The sequence below is a fragment of the Streptomyces sp. NPDC056987 genome (genome assembly GCF_042673865.1).
Taxonomy (GTDB): domain Bacteria; phylum Actinomycetota; class Actinomycetes; order Streptomycetales; family Streptomycetaceae; genus Streptomyces.
Window position 1 is genome coordinate 36,498 of record NZ_JBHURV010000010.1, and the last position, 19,070, is coordinate 55,567.

Sequence of the window (19,070 nt, forward strand, 5' to 3'; positions counted from 1 at the left end):
TCACTAATGAGCGGTCAGTTGATGCTTCCGGAGTCTGTACCTGTGGCATCGTCCCAAACTATGTGTTCGGGCAGGGAAAGAGTCATGCCAACTCCGGAGGCACAGTCTATGGGCTGCATATCCGGTGAAATGGGGTGTAAGTGCCGATGGTGGATATCGCCGGTATATGAAGTTCCTTATCGTTGCAAAAGAAGCTCGCGTCACTCGAAGCGGACGATGACGGACTTGCTCGTCGGGGTGTTGCTCGTGTCCGCGGTGGCGCCCAGGGGGACCAGCACATTGGTCTCCGGGTAGTACGCGGCCGCGCAGCCGCGGGCGGTGGGGTAGTGGACGACGCGGAAGCCGGGGGCGCGGCGCTCCACACCGTCGGTCCATTCGCTGACCAGGTCGGTGTACGAGCCGTCGGCCAGGCCGAGTTCGGCGGCGTCCTCGGGGTTGACCAGGACGATCCGGCGCCCGCCCTTGATGCCGCGGTAGCGGTCGTCCAGGCCGTAGATCGTGGTGTTGTACTGGTCGTGGGAACGCAGAGTCTGGAGCAGCAGCCGGCCTTCGGGCAGCTTCGGGTACTCCACGGGCGCGGCGGTGAAGTTGGCCTTGCCGGTGGCGGTCGGGAAGCGGCGCTCGTCGCGCGGGGCGTGCGGGAGGGCGAAGCCGCCGGGGTGGGCGACGCGGGTGTTGAAGTCCTCGAACCCGGGGATGACGCGGGCGATCCGGTCCCGGATGGTCGCGTAGTCCTTCTCGAACTCCTCCCACGGGGTGAGGGACCGCGGGCCGAGGGTGGCGCGGGCCATCCGGGCGACGATTACCGGTTCGGAGAGCAGATGGGGGCTCGCGGGCGGCAGGTTCCCCCGTGAAGCGTGCACCATGCCCATGGAGTCCTCGACGGTGACGATCTGCCGGACGCCCGCCTGTATGTCCTTGTCGGTGCGGCCGAGGGTGGGCAGGATCAGCGCGCGGGCGCCGGTGACCGCGTGGGAGCGGTTGAGCTTGGTCGAGACGTGGACGGTGAGGCTCGCGCGGCGCATCGCGGCCTCGGTGACGTTGGTGTCGGGGGTGGCGGCGACGAAGTTCCCGCCCATCGCGAAGAAGACCTTGGCCTTGCCGTCGCGGAGCGCCTCGATGGACCGTACGACGTCGTAGCCGTGGTGGCGCGGCGAGGTGATGCCGAACTCCCGGTCGAGGGCGTCGAGGAAGGCAGGGGCGGGCCGCTCGAAGATGCCCATGGTGCGGTCGCCCTGCACGTTCGAGTGGCCGCGTACGGGGCAGACGCCGGCGCCGGGGCGGCCGATGTTGCCGCGCAGCAGCAGGAAGTTGACGACCTCGCGGATGGTCGGCACGGAGTGCTTGTGCTGCGTGAGCCCCATGGCCCAGCAGACGATGGTGCGCTTCGAGGCGAGGACGAGGGCGAGGGCCTCCTCGATCTCGGCGCGCTCCAGGCCGGTGGCGGCCAGGGTCTGGTCCCAGTCCGCGGTGCGCGCCGCGGCGGTGAACTCCTCGTACCCGTGCGTGTGTTCGCGGACGAACTCCTCGTCGACGGCGCCCGGGGTCTCGACGATCAGCTTGTTGAGCAGCCGGAAGAGGGCCTGGTCGCCGCCGATACGGATCTGGAGGAAGAGGTCGTTCAGCGCGGCACCCTTGAGCATGCCCTGGGGGGTCTGCGGGTTCTTGAACCGCTCCGTGCCCGCCTCGGGCAGCGGGTTCACCGAGATGATCTTCGCGCCGGCGGCCTTGGCCTTCTCCAGCGCGGAGAGCATCCGGGGGTGGTTCGTGCCCGGGTTCTGCCCGGCGACGATGATCAGATCGGCCTGGTGCATGTCTTCGAGCGAGACGCTGCCCTTGCCGATGCCGATGGTCTCCGAGAGCGCGGAGCCGGAGGACTCGTGGCACATGTTGGAGCAGTCCGGCAGGTTGTTCGTGCCGAACTCGCGGGCGAAGAGCTGGAGCAGGAACGCCGCTTCGTTGCTGGTGCGGCCCGAGGTGTAGAAGAGGGCCTCGTCGGGCGAGCCGAGCGCGGTCAGCTCCTCGGCGATGATCGCGAAGGCCCGCTCCCAGGTCACCGGTGTGTAGTGGTCCGCGGAGCGGCCTTCGGCGTCCCGGTCGAGGAGCATCGGCCGGGTGATCCGGCCCTGCTGCCCCAGCCAGTAGCCGCTGCGGGTGGCGAGGTCGGCGACGGAGTGGGCGGCGAAGAACTCGGGGGTGACCCGGCGCAGGGTGGCCTCTTCCGCGACGGCCTTCGCGCCGTTCTCGCAGAATTCGGCCGTGTGCCGGTGGTCGCCCTCGGGCCAGGCGCAGCCGGGGCAGTCGAAGCCGTTCTTCTGGTTGACCTTGAGAAGGGTCTGCGCGGTGCGCCGCACACCCATCTGCTGCTGGGCGATACGGAGGGTGTGTCCGATGGCGGGGAGCCCCGCCGCCGCGTGTTTGGGGGCAGCGACCTGGGGGGCGTCCTGCACCGGATCACCTGTGGGCGGCTTGCTGGCCATCGCGCTCTCCCTCGGGCGTGGGGCTTTCGTGTACGGGTCCGATCCTGTCACGGGCCACCGACAACCATCGGACGAGGTCCCGGCGTACGGCTTCCACGCGGTCCGGTGGGCTGCTGCCCGGTGGTCCGGCGGCGTTCTCCGCGGGGCCCCGGCGGCGGCTCGGCGGCGGCCCCGGGACGGGGGTGGCGGGTGCGGCCGGTCGGGATTGTCAGTGGGGCGTGGCAGGATCGGGTGCGTGGCTGAGACAGCATCGAAGAAGACCGAAGACATCCGTCCCCGCCTGCTCCTCATGGACGGGCACTCCCTGGCGTACCGGGCGTTCTTCGCGCTGCCCGCGGAGAATTTCACGACCGCGACGGGCCAGCCGACCAACGCCATCTACGGCTTCGCGTCGATGCTGGCGAACACGTTGCGTGACGAGGCGCCCACGCACTTCGCGGTGGCGTTCGACGTGTCCCGCAAGACCTGGCGCTCCGAGGAGTTCCCGGAGTACAAGGCGAACCGCTCGAAGACGCCCGACGAGTTCAAGGGGCAGGTCGAGCTGATCGGCGAGCTGCTGGACGCGATGCACGCGGACCGGTTCGCGATCGACGGCTTCGAGGCGGATGACGTCATCGCGACGCTGGCCACGCAGGCGGAGGCGGCGGGCTTCGAGGTGCTGATCGTCACCGGCGACCGGGACTCCTTCCAGCTCATCAGCGAGCACACGACGGTGCTGTATCCGACGAAGGGCGTCTCGGAGCTGACGCGGTTCACCCCGGAGAAGGTCCAGGAGAAGTACGGGCTGACCCCCGCCCAGTACCCGGACTTCGCGGCCCTGCGCGGCGACCCCTCCGACAATCTGCCCGGCATCCCGGGGGTCGGTGAGAAGACCGCCGCGAAGTGGATCAACCAGTTCGGTTCGTTCGACGCGCTGGTGGAGCGCGCCGACGAGGTCAAGGGCAAGGCCGGCCAGAACTTCCGCGACCATCTGGAGTCCGTCAAGCTCAACCGCCGGCTCACGGAGATGGTCCGTGACGTCGAGCTGTCCAAGACCCCGGCGGACCTGGAGCGCGCCCCCTACGACCGGGCGGCGCTCAAGGGCGTCCTCGACGTGCTGGAGATCCGCAACCCGAGCCTGCGCGAGCGGCTGCTCGCCGTGGACCCGGGGGCGGCCGAGGACGAGGCCCCGGCGCCCGCCGCGGGCGTCGAGCTGGACGGCGCCGTGCTGGGCTCCGGCGAGCTGGCGCCCTGGCTGGCGGCCCACGGCGGACAGCCGCTCGGTGTCGCCACCACCGACACCTGGGCGCTGGGCGCCGGCAGCGTCAGCGAGATCGCGCTCGCCGCGGCGGACGGACCCGCGGCCTGGTTCGACCCGGCGCGGCTCGACGAGGCCGACGAGCGGGCCTTCGCCGCCTGGCTCGCCGCGGCCGACCACCCCAAGGTGATGCACAACGCGAAGGGCGTGATGCGCGTCGCCCCCGAGCACGGCTGGCGGGTCGGCGGCGTCACGATGGACACCGCCCTCGCCGCCTATCTGGTCAAGCCGGGCCGCCGCTCCTTCGCGCTGGACGCCCTCGCCATCGAGTACCTGGGCCGTGAGCTGGCCCCCGCGGCGGCCTCCGACGGACAGCTCGCCTTCGGCGGCGACGAGCAGGCGGAGGCCGACGCGCTGATGGCGCAGGCCCGCGCGGTCCTCGACCTGGGCGGCGCGTTCACCGAACGGCTGGGCGAGGTCGGCGCCACCGAGCTGCTCGACGACGTCGAGCTGCCCACCTCCGTCCTGCTGGCCCGCCTGGAGCGGCACGGCATCGCCGCGGACCGGGCCCATCTGGAGTCCATGGAGCAGCAGTTCGCGGGCGCGGTCCAGCAGGCCGTCAAGGAGGCGTACGCCGCCGTCGGCCGCGAGTTCAACCTCGGCTCGCCCAAGCAGCTCCAGGAAGTCCTCTTCGGCGAGCTGGGACTGCCCAAGACCAAGAAGACCAAGACCGGTTACACCACGGACGCCGACGCGCTGGCCTGGCTCGCCGCCCAGACGGAGCACGAGCTGCCGGTGATCATGCTGCGCCACCGGGAGCAGGCGAAGCTGCGGGTCACGGTCGAGGGGCTGATCAAGACGATCGCCGCCGACGGCCGGATCCACACCACGTTCAACCAGACCGTCGCGGCCACCGGCCGGCTCTCCTCCACCGATCCCAACCTCCAGAACATCCCGGTCCGCACCGACGAGGGCCGGGCGATCCGCCGCGGCTTCGTCGTCGGCGAGGGCTACGAGTCGCTGATGACGGCGGACTACAGCCAGATCGAGCTGCGGGTGATGGCCCACCTCTCCGAGGACGCCGGCCTGATCGAGGCCTTCACCTCCGGTGAGGACCTCCACACCACCGTCGCCTCCCAGGTGTTCGGCGTGGAGAAGTCCGCGGTCGACCCCGAGATGCGCCGCAAGATCAAGGCGATGTCGTACGGACTGGCCTACGGCCTCTCGGCGTTCGGTCTCTCCCAGCAGCTCAACATCGAGGCCGCCGAGGCACGTGGCCTGATGGACACGTTCTTCGAGCGCTTCGGCGGTGTACGGGACTATCTGCACCGCGCGGTCGTCGAGGCCAGGGCCACGGGCTACACGGAGACGATGCTGGGCCGCCGCCGCTATCTGCCCGACCTGAACAGCGACAACCGCCAGCGCCGCGAGATGGCCGAGCGGATGGCGCTCAACGCGCCCATCCAGGGCACCGCCGCGGACATCGTGAAGGTCGCCATGCTCCGGGTCGACCGGGCGATGGAACAGGCCGGGCTCACCTCCCGGATGCTCCTCCAGGTCCACGACGAAATCGTCCTGGAGATCGCCCCGGGCGAGCGCGAGCGGGTGGAGGAGCTGCTGCGCCGCGAGATGTCGGGCGCGGTCGAGCTGCGCGCGCCGCTGGACGTGTCCATCGGCGTGGGCACCGACTGGGAGTCCGCGGCGCACTGACCCGGGCGGGGCCTCGCCCGTCGGCGCCCCCGGCGCCGCGCACCGTGTCCTGGCGGCACTCGCCGGTCTCCCGGTGGGTGCCGCCGCCGCATGCCCGGACGGGCGTCCCGGCGACGGGCGGCGGCGCGAAACGGGCGGCGGTACGGAGCGGTCCGGGCAGGCGGGAACGGGCCGGCCACGACCGGTCACGCGCCCGTACGGACAACTGGGCGACGCGGAGGTGGCGAACTGGTGAAAACGGCCGACCGACCGGTGTGCTGGGGCCAGGAGTTGACATAGGGTCGCCTGAGTCCTCGCGCGGGGAGCGCGAACAGCCGTCCACGGGGAGGGGCCCGACCTATGCCAGCGCTATTCGGCAGCCGACTGCGCAGAGGAGCGACCACCACCGCCGTGGCCGCCGCCGCGATCGCGGCACTCTCCGCTTCCCAGGCACCCGGCGCCATCCCCACCGGCACGGGCGGGTCCCAGGCCGCCGACGCGACGCCGTCCCCCGACACCGCGGTGACCGGCAACTCCCCGTACTACACCGAGCTTCCGCCGCTCACCACCCCGGACAAGCCCGGCGCCTCGATAGACCTGCCGGCCACGGGTCCGGCGGAAGCGGGTATACCGGCCACCGTCCTGGCCGCGTACAAGAGGGCGGAACAGACCGTCACGGAGGACAAGCCCGGCTGCAACCTGCCGTGGCAACTCCTCGCCGCGATCGGGAAGGTGGAGTCCGGCCAGGCACGCGGCGGCCAGGTCGACGCCGACGGCACCACGCTCGCGCCGATCCTCGGCCCCGTCCTCAACGGCGTCGGCTTCGCCAACATCTCCGACACCGACAACGGCCGCTACGACGGGGACACCACGCACGACCGCGCCGTCGGCCCCATGCAGTTCATCCCGTCCACGTGGGCGACCTGGGGCCAGGACGGCAACGGCGACGGCAGCAAGGACCCCAACAACATCTACGACGCGGCGCTCGCGGCGGCCTACTACCTCTGCGCCGGGGACCGCGATCTCTCCGTCGAGGCCGACCTCCACCAGGCGATCCTCGGCTACAACCGCTCCACGGAGTACCTGAACACGGTCCTGACCTGGTTCCGGTACTACAAGAACGGCACGCACGAGGTCCCGGACGGCCAGGGCGTGCTGCCGGTCGGCCCCGGCCCCGGCAGCCCCTCCACCACCCCGCCCACGACGCCCGGCCCCACCACCCCGCCGTCCGCGTCGACGCCGAACAAGCCGGTCGTGTCTCCCCGGCCGAACACCCCGAGCACTCCGAGCACGCCCGACACATCCCCGTCCAAGCCGCCGGCGTCCGAGCCCGGCACCCCGAAGCCGCCGACGCCCGGCACCCCCAAGCCGCCGACGCCCGGCACCCCCAAGCCGCCGGCTCCCGGCGGTGGCGAGACGCCCGGCACCCCGGACCCGGAGCCCGTCGTCGCGAGGCTGGTGAAGACCGGCTCCGGCACGGCCACCGCCGTGGCGGGCAGCCGCTTCACCGAAGGCGCCTCGGTACGCGCCACGGACGCGGCCGGTAAGCCGGTCGCCGACGTACCCGTACGGTTCGAGATCGTCGGCGACACCGACGCGCGCTTCGTCCCCGGCAAGACCGGGCTGACCGTCGTCACCGGCGAGGACGGCGCGGCCACCGCCCCGGTCGTCCAGGCGGGCGAGCGGACCGGCACCTTCACGATCCGCGCCACCGTCGTCGACGAACCGGACATCGGTGCGGTCGACCACACGGCGAAGGTGACGGCCCGTCAGGCCGACGGGCTCGCCAGGACCTCCGACACGGCGCTGACGGCCGCGCCCGGCGCCGAGTTCGCCGACCTGGTCGAGGTCAAGGCCACCTACCAGGGAGCCGCCGCTCCGAAGGTGGCCGCGAGCACCGCCTTCGTCACCTCCGCGACCGACGACACCGCGCCCGCCGACAGCCCCCACTTCAAGGACGCCGACGGCAACCCGCTGCGGACGCTGACGGAGCTCAGGACCGACGCCGACGGTGTCCTCCAGCTCCCGAAGATCTTCGCGGGCGACACCGCGGGCACGTTCCTGCTCCGTATCACCACCGAGGGCGGCGCCACCCTGACCGTCGAGCTGACGGTCGCCTGACCCGGCCGACGACGGAGGCCGGGAGCGGGAAGACCCGCCCCCGGCCTCCGTCGTCAGCTACCGCCCCCGGTCACCGCCCCCGGCCTCGGCCCCGTACGGCCGGTGCTGTCAGCGCCGGCTGTTCAGGCGGCGCGTCGCCACCGCCGTCGACGGGTCCTCCGGCCACGGGTGGCGCGGATAGCGGCCCCGCAGCTCCGCCCGCACGGCCCGGTAGCCGTCCCGCCAGAACGACGCCAGGTCCGCCGTCACCGCCGCGGGCCGCCCCGCCGGCGAGAGCAGGTGGACCAGTACCGGAACGCCCGCCTCCCCGGCCACCCGCGGCGTGTCCCGCAGCCCGAACAGTTCCTGGAGCTTCACCGCGAGCACCGGCTGCGGCCCGCCGTACTCCACCCGTACGCGCGAACCGCTCGGCACCTCGATCCGCTCCGGCGCCAGCTCGTCCAGGCGCGCCGCCTCCCCGGTCGACCAGGGCAGCAGCCGCCGCAGCGCCTGCCCCGCGTCCAGCCGGCCCAGATCCGCGCGCCGCCGCGCCCGGGACAGCTCCGGCTCCAGCCACGCTTCGGCCCGCGCCAGCAGCGCCCCGTCCGAGACGTCCGGCCAGCCGCCGCCCAGCTCCCGGTGGAGAAACCCGAGCCGCTCGCGCAGCCCCTCCGCGTCGCGCGTCCAGCGCAGCAGCCCCAGCCCCTCCCGTTCCAGACCGGCCAGCAGCGCCCCGCGCACCAGCCCCGGATCCGGCTGCTTCAGCGGGCGTGCGGACAGTTCCACCGCGCCCAGCCGTGCCACCCGGGTGGCCACCACCTCGCCACCCTCCCAGCGCACCTCCTCGCCCTCGGAGTACGCGGAGCCGCCCACCGCCCGCGCGGTGTCCTCGTCGATGACGGCGGCCAGCCGTACCCGCGCCGACGCGGCGGTGGCGGGCCGGTCCGCGACCGCCACCGCCAGCCAGCCCGCGCCCCGCAGCGCGGAGCCCTGGCCCAGCTCGGCCCCCGTCCCCGAGACCATCAGGAACGCCCCCTCGCCCCGGGCCCGGGCGACCCGCTCGGGGAAGGCGAGCGCGGTGACCAGCCCCGCGGCGGCGTCGTCGGACGCGGGCCCGGCACCGCCACCGGGGCGCGCGCCGGTCACCGAGGAAGTGAGCCGTCGTACCTCCTGGCGCCAGCGCGCCGCGTACGCGTCCCCGCTCCCGCCTCCGGCCCTGCCGCCACTCGCGCTCCCGCTCCCGTTTCCGCTCGCGCCCCTGCGCGCCGTACGCCACGCCGCCGCCAGATCGTCCCCGTACGCCCTCGGCGGTTCCTCGCTCAGCAGCGCCACCACCTCCGCAGCCCGGCCCGCGCCCACCTCGGCCGCGCCGTCCAAGAGCGCCCGCGCGAGCCGGGGGTGCAGACCGAGCCCGGCCATCCGGACGCCCCGCGCCGTCGCCCGGCCGTCCCCGTCCACCGCGCCGATCGCGGCCAGCACGGAGCGCGCCGCCGCCAGCGCGCCCGCGGGCGGCGCGTCCAGCAGGGCGAGCCCCTCGGCCGACGGGTCACCCCAGCACGCGGCCTGGAGCGCGAACGCCGCCAGATCCGCGACCTTGATCTCGGGGGAGGGGAAACGTGCCAGCCGGCCGTCCTCCGCCTCCGACCAGCAGCGGTACACCGTCCCGGGGGCCTCGCGCCCGGCCCGCCCGGCGCGCTGTCCGGCGCCCGCCCGGGACACCCGTACCGTCGTCAGCGCGCTGAGCCCCCGGGCATGATCCGTACGGGGCTCGCGCGCCAGCCCGGCGTCCACGACGACCCGTACGCCCGGCACGGTCAGGCTGGATTCGGCCACCGCCGTGGCCAGCACCACGCGGCGGCCCGACGCCGCCCCCGCCAGCACCGCGTCCTGCACGGCGGCGGGCGCCCGGCCGTGCACCTGGAGCACCTCGGCGCCGCACTCCCCGAGCAGCCCGGCCACCCGGCCGATCTCGCCCACCCCCGGCAGGAAGCACAGCACATCGCCGGCGCGCTCGGCGAGCGCCCGGCGCACCACCGACGCCACATGCGTCAGCAGCGCCGGATCGACCCGCATCCCGTGCGGCGGGCGTACGGCCGTCGAGGGCGGCGCCCACACCACCTCCACCGGATACGACACGCCGCTCGCCGTCACCACCGGCGCGTCCCCGAGCAGCCGCGCCCACCCCGCCGCGTCGGTGGTCGCGGACGCCGCCACCAGCCGCAGCTCGGGCCGGAGCGCCGCCCGTACGTCCAGCAGGAACGCCGCCACCGTGTCCGCGTCGAGGTGGCGCTCATGGCACTCGTCGAGGATCACCACATCGACCCCGGCCAGCTCCTGGTCCCGCTGGAGCCGCTGGAGCAGCACCCCGGTGGTCACCACCTCCACCACCGTGGAGCGCCCCACCGCGCGCTCCCCGCGCACCGTGAAGCCCACGCGCTCCCCGACCCGCTCGCCCAGCAGCCACGCCATCCGGCGGGCCGCCGCGCGCGCCGCGATCCGCCGGGGCTCCGCCACGATCACCCGCCGTACCGGGCCCTCCGCACCCTCCCCGAGCAGCCCGGCCAGCACCAGCGGCACCAGCGTCGTCTTGCCGGTGCCCGGCGGCGCGCAGAGCACCGCGCAGCCGTGCGTGTCGAGGGCGCGTTCCAGCGCGGGGACGGCGGTGCGTACGGGCAGGCTGCCGAGGATGTCGTCGCGGATCACCCGCCCAGTGTCGCCCGCCGCGTTACCGCCGGGGCCGTCGGCTGCGAGGACCGCGTACTTCAGTCGCGCTCGCAGACGAAGATCGCCGTCCCCGGGATCAGCGCGCCGCGCAGCGGGGACCAGCCGCCCCACTCCTGCGTGTTCCACGCCGGCCACTCCGGCTCCACCAGGTCGACCAGCCGGAAGCCGCCGGCCACCACGTCCCGCACCCGGTCGCCGACCGTCCTGTGGTGCTCCACGTAGACCGCGCGCCCCGCCTCGTCCTGCTCCACGTACGGGGTGCGGTCGAAGTACGAAGCCCCGGCCGTCAGACCCTCGGGCCCCGGTTCGTCGGGGAACGCCCAGCGCACCGGGTGCGTCACCGAGAAGACCCAGCGCCCGCCGGGCCGCAGGACGCGCCGTATCTCGCGGAACACCTTCACCGGGTCCGCGACGAACGGGATCGCGCCGTACGCCGAGCAGGCCAGGTCGAAGGAGCCGTCCCGGAAGGGCAGCGCCCCCGCGTCCGCCTGCACCAGCGGGAAGGCGCGGCTCCGTCCCTCCGCGATGCGCAGCGCGTGCTGGAGCTGGCGGTGGGAGAGGTCCAGCGCCACGGGGTGCGCGCCCTGCGCCGACAGCCAGCGCGAGCACTGCGCGGCGCCCGCCCCGATCTCCAGGACGTCCTTGCCGCGCAGTTCCTCCGCCGGGCCCAGCAGCTCGGCCTCCACCTCGTCGAGCCCCTCGGGGCACCAGACGAAGCGGTCGTCGCCGAGGAAGCTGCCGTGCTCGATCTGGTAGTCGTCGGCGTTCCTGTCCCACCAGCCCCGGTTGGCGCGGCTGCTCTCCGTCTCGCCGGAGTCACGGCGGGTCGCCTCGGGCTCGCTTCCGGCCTGTTCCTGCTGCTCTTGGATCATGATGTCCGTCGTCGTAGGGTGCGGGCGGAGGCCCTTGTGGCCTCATCAAACGCAGTTTGTGCCGGGTATGGGACGTTCCGCCCCGGGTGTGCGCCTTCGCGCATTGACCGTGCCCGGCTGCCCCCGTATGCTAAAGGTTGCGCTGCGGGCTTGCGCGCCTCAGACGTAGCAGCCGCGCTCGCACTCTGTAAGTACGTTTTCCTCGGTCGGCGAGGCGCTTTCCCTGGCTCTTCGGGGACGGCGCTCCCTTGGCTGTCCGGGTTCTTGCAGGTGGCGATACGGGCTCCCGGCGTAGCAGTACCTACGACTCACTGTCCGCACCGGAGCCCTTTCCCACATGACGAGCAGCACCGAGACCACCGCCACCACCCCGCAGGTTGCGGTCAACGACATCGGTAACGAGGAAGCCTTCCTCGCCGCGATCGACGAGACGATCAAGTACTTCAACGACGGCGACATCGTCGACGGCGTCATCGTGAAGGTCGACCGGGACGAGGTCCTGCTCGACATCGGTTACAAGACCGAAGGCGTCATCCCCTCCCGCGAGCTTTCGATCAAGCACGACGTCGACCCCAACGAGGTCGTCGCCGTGGGCGATGAGATCGAGGCCCTGGTTCTCCAGAAGGAGGACAAGGAAGGCCGTCTCATCCTGTCCAAGAAGCGTGCGCAGTACGAGCGCGCCTGGGGCACGATCGAGAAGATCAAGGAAGAGGACGGCATCGTCACCGGTACCGTCATCGAGGTCGTCAAGGGTGGTCTCATCCTCGACATCGGCCTCCGTGGCTTCCTGCCGGCCTCCCTCGTCGAGATGCGCCGCGTCCGCGACCTCCAGCCCTACGTGGGCAAGGAGCTCGAAGCCAAGATCATCGAGCTGGACAAGAACCGCAACAACGTGGTCCTGTCCCGCCGTGCCTGGCTGGAGCAGACCCAGAGCGAGGTCCGCCAGACCTTCCTCACGACCCTGCAGAAGGGCCAGGTCCGCTCCGGCGTCGTCTCCTCGATCGTCAACTTCGGCGCGTTCGTGGACCTCGGCGGCGTCGACGGTCTCGTGCACGTCTCCGAGCTGTCCTGGAAGCACATCGACCACCCCTCCGAGGTGGTTGAGGTCGGCCAGGAGGTCACCGTCGAGGTTCTCGACGTGGACATGGACCGCGAGCGTGTCTCCCTGTCGCTCAAGGCGACGCAGGAAGACCCGTGGCAGCAGTTCGCCCGGACGCACCAGATCGGCCAGGTCGTCCCCGGCAAGGTCACCAAGCTCGTTCCCTTCGGCGCGTTCGTCCGCGTCGACGAGGGCATCGAGGGTCTGGTCCACATCTCCGAGCTGGCCGAGCGCCACGTGGAGATCCCGGAGCAGGTCGTCCAGGTCAACGACGAGATCTTCGTCAAGGTCATCGACATCGACCTGGAGCGCCGCCGCATCAGCCTCTCGCTGAAGCAGGCCAACGAGTCCTTCGGCAGCGACCCGGCCTCGGTCGAGTTCGACCCGACGCTCTACGGCATGGCCGCGTCCTACGACGACCAGGGCAACTACATCTACCCCGAGGGCTTCGACCCCGAGACCAACGACTGGCTCGAAGGCTTCGAGACCCAGCGTGAGGCGTGGGAGGGCCAGTACGCCGAGGCGCAGTCGCGCTTCGAGCAGCACCAGGCCCAGGTCATCAAGTCCCGCGAGGCCGACGAGGCCGCCGCTGCCGAGGGTGCTGCCGCGCCCGCCGGCGGGGGCAGCGCTCCGGCCGCCTCCGGTGGCGGTGGCTCGTACTCCTCGGAGTCGGCGGACAACTCCGGCGCCCTGGCGTCGGACGAGGCGCTCGCCGCGCTGCGCGAGAAGCTGGCCGGCGGCCAGAGCTGACGCTCCGGCAGTGTGTCGTAGGTAGGAGCAGTACCGCTTGAACGTAAGGCCCGTTCCCCTCGGGGAGCGGGCCTTACGCGTGTCCACGTATCCCCGTGTCCGCCTGTCTCCGTGCGCGGGTGTCCGCGTGCCCGCGTGTGCGCGTGTCCCGATCCGCTCAAGAAGGCGCGCGGGCCGGGAGGTTAGGCGGGTGGGACGTGGGGAATGCCTGCGCCCCATGACGCGTTCTTCGTTATGAATACGAGGAGGAGCGGTAACCGTGCTTGATCCGCAGGGTTTGTACGAGTGGGAGCCCAAGGGCCTCGCCGTCGTCGACATGGCGCTGGCGCAGGAGTCGGCGGGCTTGGTCATGCTGTACCACTTCGACGGCTACATCGACGCGGGGGAGACCGGCGACCAGATCGTCGAGAACCTGCTGGAGTCGCTGCCCCACCAGGTGGTGGCCCGTTTCGACCACGACAGGCTGGTCGACTACCGCGCGCGACGCCCGCTCCTGACGTTCCGGCGCGACCGCTGGACGGCTTACGAGACGCCCACGCTCGACGTACGGCTGGTCCAGGACGCCACGGGCGCCCCGTTCCTGCTGCTGTCGGGCCCCGAGCCGGACGTGGAATGGGAGCGCTTCGCCCTGGCCGTACGGCAGATCGTCGATCGCCTCGGCGTACGACTGTCCGTCAACTTCCACGGGATCCCGATGGGCGTGCCGCACACGCGCCCCGTCGGCATCACACCGCACGGAAACCGCACCGACCTGATGCCGGGTCATCGCTCCCCGTTCGACGAGGCACAGGTGCCCGGCAGCGCGGAATCGCTGGTGGAGTACCGGCTGATGGAGTCGGAGCACGACGTGCTCGGCGTCGCCGCGCATGTCCCGCACTACGTCGCCAGGTCCTCGTACCCGGACGCGGCGCTGACCGCCCTGGAGGCGATCACGGCCGCGACGGGGCTGGTGCTGCCGAGCGTCGCGCACTCCCTGCGTACGGAGGCGCAGCGCACCCAGACGGAGATCGAGCGGCAGCTCGGCGAGGGCGACGACGAGCTGGTCACGATGGTGCAGGGGCTTGAGCACCAGTACGACGCGATGGCCGGCGCGGAGACGCGGGGCAGCCTGGTCGCCGAGCCGGCGGAGCTGCCGTCGGCCGACGAGATCGGCCGCGAGTTCGAGAAGTTCCTCGCGGAGCGGGAGGGCGACGGCGGCGCGTGACGCCCGGGCGCGGGCCTGCCTTCGCCGCTCTGCCACATCATCCGGCTCCGTCGCCGGCCTCGGTGGCCCGTGCGTGTGCTGTGGCCGCGTACGGGCCCCGGTCCGTCCAGGGCCTACGCTTGCGCCATGCTGAGGTTGGGACTTACCGGCGGAATCGGTTCGGGAAAGAGCGAGGTCTCTCGCCTGCTGACCGGATACGGAGCGGTGCTGATCGACTCCGACCGGATCGCCCGGGATGTGGTGGAGCCGGGAACGCCGGGGCTGGCGGCCGTGGTGGCCGAGTTCGGCCCGGGCGTCCTGACCCCCGACGGCGCCCTCGACCGGCCGGGGCTCGGCCGGATCGTCTTCGGTGATCCGGAGCGGCTACGGGCGCTCAACGCGATCGTGCACCCCCTGGTGCGGGCGCGATCCGCGGAGCTGGAGGCGGCGGCGGGCCCGGACGCGGTCGTGGTCCACGACGTACCGCTGCTCGTCGAGAACGGCATGACGGGGCTGTACGACCTCGTCGTGATCGTCGACGCCACCCCCGAGACCCAGCTGGACCGGCTCGTACGGCTGCGCGGGATGACGGAGCGCGAGGCACGCGAGCGGATGGCGGCGCAGGCCACGCGCGCGCAGCGGCGCGCCGTCGCCGATGTGGTGATCGACAACGACGGTCCGCTGGAACTGCTGGAACCGCAGGTACGCGAGGTGTGGCGGACAGTGACCGAACACGCCCGCCGTGAGGAATAGCGCCGCTGTGTGCGGCGTTGAGAGCGCGAAGTAAGGGAAGGATGCGAACGTGCCAGAGAGCCCGGAGACCCACATCATCGACTATCGCGCGGCGGAGCAGCTCCTCGCCGCGCGCGACCCGCGCGGGGCGGTCAAACTGCTGGACTCGGTGATCGCGTCCCACCCGGAGAACACCGCGGCCCGGCTGCTGCGCGCCCGCGCGTTCTTCGCCGCCGCGCAACTGCGCCCCGCCGAGCTGGAGTTCGAGCTCGTCCTGGAGAGGGAGCCGGACAACGCGTTCGCGCACTTCGCGCTGGCCCGCACGTTCGAGCGGTCGGGGCGGCCGGAGCAGGCGATGCGGCACTTCAGACTCGCGGCGGCGCTGGACCCGAAGCCGGAGTATCTGGAGGCGGCACGCTTCGACTCGAAGGCGTCGGACACGTAGGACACGTAAGACGCAGGGCGAGTCGGGAAACGCAGGCCACGTAGGCCACGTAGGTCTACGTAGGTCACATAGGACACGCGGGGGACGCGCGCCTCGACGAGGCGCGCGTCCCCCGCGTCGGGCAACTACCTCAGACGGTGTGGTGCCCGGTGCGGTGGCGCCGTCGCATCCGGTGACGCTCCAGGTCACGGATGCGCTCGCGGTCCTCCGGCAGGACCGGGTTCGGGCCGTGACCCGGTGGGTACGGCGGGACATCCCGGCCCGGCTGGAAGCGCGGACCCTGCCGGATCCGCCGCAGGACCACGGTCAGATCGATCGCGACGATCAGCACCAGCACGCCGCAGGCCGCCGCCCACCCGGGCCGGCCGGCCACGGCGAACGCGGCGGTGCCGAGGCCGGTCCATACCAGCCCCCACAGACTCAGCCAGAACCGCATCCGCAGTGCGCTGCGCGCGGTGACAGGTTCACTTCCGGTGCGCCGCATGGCTCTCGCACCTCCCGTTCCACCCTCACCCCAGGTGTACCCGCGCGGCGCGCCGGTGAACGCGTCAGTGCACGATCGAGTAGCTGCGCCAGGGCCCGGCGCCGGGGGCGATCACGTCGGACAGCGTCGTGGCGATGTATGTCGTGTTCTTGCCGGTGCAGTCGGCCGTCGGGTACGCGATGAGGTCGAGCACGGTGCGATTGGCGATCGAGACCGCGCCGACGGGTTTCAGCCGGTGACAGCCCGTGACCGAGGGAGTGGTCACCTGGATCCGGAGCTTCTGCCCGGTGTCGTACGTGATGGTGCCCACCGCGGCCCGGCCGAGACCGGAGCAGCCCGCGACGGCGAGGGTCAGGAGCGCGGTCCCGGCGGCGATGCCGAGGCGCCGGTGATCGGTCACGGACATGTGCGGGCCCTCGTCTCGGAAGCGGCGGAGTCGGCGGAGTCGGCGGGAGCGGCGGGAGCGGCGGAATCGGGCGGGAGGAGAGCGGGAAACGGGCGAGGAGGAGGCGGAAAGCGGGCATGTGCTGGTCACCCTGCCGGATCCGGTCCACCGCGGCACCGCGAGCGCGGCCGGTCGGGCTACGCGCCGGTATCTTCCCGCTCCGCGCGTCTCGACCACCGGGTCATACAAGGCATACCGTGGTTAATAGCACCTCGGTCCGGCGTCAGGCGTCAGGGGGCCCATCATGGTCGAGGAACTGGTCATAGCGGTCATAGCCGCCGTCTGCGCGTGCGGGCTGTACGCCATGGCGGCGGCCCGGGTCGTCAAGCAGTACGAGCGCGGCGTGGTCCTGCGCCTCGGACGGCTGCGAGAAGGCATCAGGGGTCCCGGATTCACCACGGTCATCCCGTTCGTGGACCGGCTGCACAAGGTCAACATGCAGATCGTGACGATGCCGGTGCCCGCACAGGACGGCATCACGCGCGACAACGTCACGGTGCGCGTGGACGCCGTGATCTATTTCAAGGTCGTCGACGCCGCCGACGCGGTGATCCGGGTCGAGGACTACCGGTTCGCGGTCTCGCAGATGGCGCAGACCTCGCTGCGCTCGATCATCGGCAAGAGCGACCTGGACGACCTGCTGTCGAACCGGGAGAAGCTCAACCAGGGCCTGGAGCTGATGATCGACAGCCCGTCGATCGGCTGGGGCGTCCAGATCGACCGGGTCGAGATCAAGGACGTGTCGCTGCCGGAGACCATGAAGCGGTCGATGGCCCGCCAGGCGGAGGCGGACCGGGAACGGCGGGCCCGCGTGATCAACGCGGACGCGGAGCTCCAGGCGTCGAAGAAGCTCGCCGAGGCCGCCAAGCAGATGTCCGGACAGCCCGCGGCCCTGCAGCTGAGGCTGCTCCAGACGGTCGTGGCGGTCGCCGCCGAGAAGAACTCCACCCTCGTCCTGCCGTTCCCCGTGGAACTGCTGCGCTTCCTGGAGCGGGCCACGCCCGCCGAGGCCGCGCAGGCGGTCGAGGCGGTCTCGGGAGTTGCCCAGGCCGCTGCACCACCGGCCCCGGAGACCCCGGCGGCGGGCACCGGGACCCCGGAGACCCCTTCGGCCGAGCCGTACCGGTCCGTCGAGAAACCGGAGCCGGTAGCGGCGCCGGAGCCGGAGGCGGAACCGGAATCGGAATCGGCGCCGGAGGCAGGGCCGGACATGCTGAGCGAGCGGCTCGTCTCCCACGAGGCGTCGCCACCGGCCCGCCCCCACGTCCAGCCGCACATCTGACCGGTGGGGCGTGGCGCGCCGAGGGGCGGTGCCGTGGTGCGCGACCCGGCAGGGCCGGGTCGCGGGCCGGGCGGCCCCGTTCCCGTCGGTGACGGAGTTCCTGGGGATCCCGTACGCGACCGCCCCGCGCTTCGGCCGACCGTACGAAGCCGAGCCGTGGGAGGGCGTCCGGCCCGCGGTCAGTTACGGCCCGACGGCGCCGCAGGCCCCGTACGCGCCGCCCCTCGACGCCCTCCTGCCGCAGCACACCGTCCGGGGCGCGCCCGGGGAGAGCTGCCTCAACCTGAACGTCTGGACCCCCGCGGCCGGTCCGGAGGCCCGCCTGCCGGTGCTGGTGTTCGTGCACGGCGGGGCGTTCACGAACGGCTCGGGATCACTGCCCGCGTACGACGGCGGTACGTTCGCCCGCGACGGCGTGGTGTGCGTGACGTTCAACTACCGGCTCGGAGCCGAGGGCTTCCTCCATCTCGACGGCGTACCGGACAACAGGGGGCTGCTCGACCAGATCGCCGCATTGGAGTGGGTGCGCGACAACATAGCCTCCTTCGGAGGTGACCCGGACCGTGTCACCCTCTTCGGGGAGTCGGCCGGGGCGATGAGCATCGGCGTCCTCCTCGCGACGGAGCGCGCCCGGGGTCTGTTCCGCGCGGCGATCCTCCAGAGCGGCGCGGCCCATCACTTCCTGCGCCCCGCGTCCGCGCGGCTGATCACCGCCCGGCTGGCCGCGAAGCTGTCGGTACCGCCCACCGCGGACGCCTTCGCCGCCGTGCCCGGCGACCGGCTGCTGGCGGCGCAGAGCGAGTTGCGCGTGGAGATCGGCGCCCGGCCCGACCCGGAGCTGTGGGGTGAGGCGGCGCTCAACATGATGCCGTTCGAACCGGTCCTCCCGGAGCTGCCCCTGCCAGGCCCGGACCACGGCGTCCGGCTGCTGGCCGGCAGCAACCGGGAGGAGTACCGGCTCTTCCTCGTGCCCACCGGGCGGCTGGACGCGCTGCCGGAGTCCAAGCTGCGCGCGACCGCCGCCGCGTACGGCCCGGACCCCGACAGGGCGTCGGCCGTCTACCGCGAGGCGCGGCCCGGCGCGAGCCCCGGCGAGGTGTTCGACGCCCTGGCCACCGACTGGTTCTACCGGATCCCGGCGGTCCGCCTCGCGGAGTCCGTGCCCGGCGCGTACCTGTACGAGTTCGCCTGGCGCTCCCCTCGCCTCTTCCGCCACGGCGACGGGCCCGGCCGGGTCCTCGGCGCCTGCCACGGCGCGGAGCTGGGGTTCGTCTTCGACCGCCCGGACCACCCGGCGTACACCCCGATGCTCGGCGACCGGCCGCCGGCGGAGCTCGCCGGCGCGATGCACCGGGCGTGGGTGGCGTTCGCGCGGACGGGCGATCCGGGCTGGGCGCCGTACGACCGGGACACGCGGACGACGATGGTCTTCGGCGGCGGCCCCGGCGCCGCCTCCGCCACCGTGCGTGATCTTCGGCCACGGGAGCGTGAACTCTGGGACGGACTGCGCTGAGCTGCGGAGACGCTCGGCCGAGGGGCAGTGTCAGA

General features: G+C 72.5%; 13 protein-coding genes. 8 read left to right on the plus strand and 5 right to left on the minus strand.

Annotated elements, in window-relative coordinates; translation table 11 throughout:
* Positions 1–200: 200 nt before the first annotated feature.
* A complete protein-coding gene (locus tag ACFTZC_RS14010; RefSeq protein ID WP_382889238.1) occupies positions 201–2,480 on the minus strand; it encodes an FdhF/YdeP family oxidoreductase in 2,280 nt (759 codons plus the stop codon).
* A 235-nt stretch (positions 2,481–2,715) separates the two neighbouring features.
* Here ACFTZC_RS14010 and polA point away from each other — a divergent pair, with 235 nt between their 5' ends.
* Together polA and ACFTZC_RS14020 are read left to right on the plus strand one after the other, a co-directional pair.
* Positions 2,716–5,427 carry a DNA polymerase I gene (gene polA, locus ACFTZC_RS14015; RefSeq protein WP_382889240.1) on the plus strand — a complete coding sequence of 904 codons (2,712 nt, stop codon included), beginning with the start codon at positions 2,716–2,718 and terminating at the stop codon, positions 5,425–5,427.
* A gap of 339 nt (positions 5,428–5,766) precedes the next feature.
* Positions 5,767–7,527: a lytic transglycosylase domain-containing protein gene (locus tag ACFTZC_RS14020; protein ID WP_382889242.1), complete on the plus strand. Its 1,761-nt coding sequence runs from the start codon at positions 5,767–5,769 to the stop codon at positions 7,525–7,527.
* Between the two features lie 108 nt (positions 7,528–7,635).
* On the opposite strand, the gene hrpB is transcribed toward ACFTZC_RS14020, so the two are convergent.
* Positions 7,636–10,209 (minus strand): ATP-dependent helicase HrpB, encoded by a 2,574-nt coding sequence (gene hrpB / locus ACFTZC_RS14025; RefSeq protein ID WP_382889244.1) that lies wholly within the window; start codon positions 10,207–10,209, stop codon positions 7,636–7,638.
* Between the two features lie 59 nt (positions 10,210–10,268).
* Positions 10,269–11,102: a class I SAM-dependent methyltransferase gene (locus tag ACFTZC_RS14030; protein ID WP_382889248.1), complete on the minus strand. Its 834-nt coding sequence runs from the start codon at positions 11,100–11,102 to the stop codon at positions 10,269–10,271.
* A 337-nt stretch (positions 11,103–11,439) separates the two neighbouring features.
* Here ACFTZC_RS14030 and rpsA point away from each other — a divergent pair, with 337 nt between their 5' ends.
* From rpsA to ACFTZC_RS14050, 4 genes are all read left to right on the plus strand, one after another.
* Positions 11,440–12,951 (plus strand): 30S ribosomal protein S1, encoded by a 1,512-nt coding sequence (gene rpsA / locus ACFTZC_RS14035; RefSeq protein WP_365808547.1) that lies wholly within the window; start codon positions 11,440–11,442, stop codon positions 12,949–12,951.
* A 259-nt stretch (positions 12,952–13,210) separates the two neighbouring features.
* Entirely contained in the window at positions 13,211–14,155 is a 945-nt protein-coding gene (locus ACFTZC_RS14040; protein WP_365808549.1) for a PAC2 family protein, read from the plus strand.
* Between the two features lie 126 nt (positions 14,156–14,281).
* Positions 14,282–14,887, plus strand: a complete 606-nt coding sequence (coaE, locus tag ACFTZC_RS14045; RefSeq protein WP_382889251.1) for a dephospho-CoA kinase — start codon at positions 14,282–14,284, stop codon at positions 14,885–14,887.
* A 49-nt stretch (positions 14,888–14,936) separates the two neighbouring features.
* Positions 14,937–15,311 (plus strand): tetratricopeptide repeat protein, encoded by a 375-nt coding sequence (locus ACFTZC_RS14050; protein ID WP_382889253.1) that lies wholly within the window; start codon positions 14,937–14,939, stop codon positions 15,309–15,311.
* A gap of 130 nt (positions 15,312–15,441) precedes the next feature.
* Here ACFTZC_RS14050 and ACFTZC_RS14055 read toward each other — a convergent pair whose 3' ends face one another.
* Entirely contained in the window at positions 15,442–15,795 is a 354-nt protein-coding gene (locus tag ACFTZC_RS14055) for a DUF6343 family protein (protein WP_382889254.1), read from the minus strand.
* Between the two features lie 64 nt (positions 15,796–15,859).
* Positions 15,860–16,201 carry a hypothetical protein gene (locus tag ACFTZC_RS14060; RefSeq protein ID WP_382889255.1) on the minus strand — a complete coding sequence of 114 codons (342 nt, stop codon included), beginning with the start codon at positions 16,199–16,201 and terminating at the stop codon, positions 15,860–15,862.
* Between the two features lie 283 nt (positions 16,202–16,484).
* Here ACFTZC_RS14060 and ACFTZC_RS14065 point away from each other — a divergent pair, with 283 nt between their 5' ends.
* Together ACFTZC_RS14065 and ACFTZC_RS14070 are read left to right on the plus strand one after the other, a co-directional pair.
* Entirely contained in the window at positions 16,485–17,522 is a 1,038-nt protein-coding gene (locus ACFTZC_RS14065; RefSeq protein WP_382889257.1) for a slipin family protein, read from the plus strand.
* Between the two features lie 10 nt (positions 17,523–17,532).
* The gene (locus tag ACFTZC_RS14070) at positions 17,533–19,035 is read left to right on the plus strand and encodes a carboxylesterase/lipase family protein (protein ID WP_382889259.1); all 1,503 of its coding nucleotides are present in this window, start codon (positions 17,533–17,535) and stop codon (positions 19,033–19,035) included.
* Positions 19,036–19,070: the final 35 nt, after the last annotated feature.

What these genes read in the sequence shown, in the direction of transcription:
- ACFTZC_RS14055 (WP_382889254.1), bottom strand. Translation starts at nt 15,795, where the DNA reads ATGCGGCGCACCGGAAGTGAACCTGTCACCGCGCGCAGCGCACTGCGG.
- ACFTZC_RS14065 (WP_382889257.1), top strand. Translation starts at nt 16,485, where the DNA reads ATGGTCGAGGAACTGGTCATAGCGGTCATAGCCGCCGTCTGCGCGTGC.
- ACFTZC_RS14030 (WP_382889248.1), bottom strand. Translation starts at nt 11,102, where the DNA reads ATGATCCAAGAGCAGCAGGAACAGGCCGGAAGCGAGCCCGAGGCGACC.
- coaE (WP_382889251.1), top strand. Translation starts at nt 14,282, where the DNA reads ATGCTGAGGTTGGGACTTACCGGCGGAATCGGTTCGGGAAAGAGCGAG.
- rpsA (WP_365808547.1), top strand. Translation starts at nt 11,440, where the DNA reads ATGACGAGCAGCACCGAGACCACCGCCACCACCCCGCAGGTTGCGGTC.
- ACFTZC_RS14020 (WP_382889242.1), top strand. Translation starts at nt 5,767, where the DNA reads ATGCCAGCGCTATTCGGCAGCCGACTGCGCAGAGGAGCGACCACCACC.
- ACFTZC_RS14060 (WP_382889255.1), bottom strand. Translation starts at nt 16,201, where the DNA reads ATGTCCGTGACCGATCACCGGCGCCTCGGCATCGCCGCCGGGACCGCG.
- ACFTZC_RS14010 (WP_382889238.1), bottom strand. Translation starts at nt 2,480, where the DNA reads ATGGCCAGCAAGCCGCCCACAGGTGATCCGGTGCAGGACGCCCCCCAG.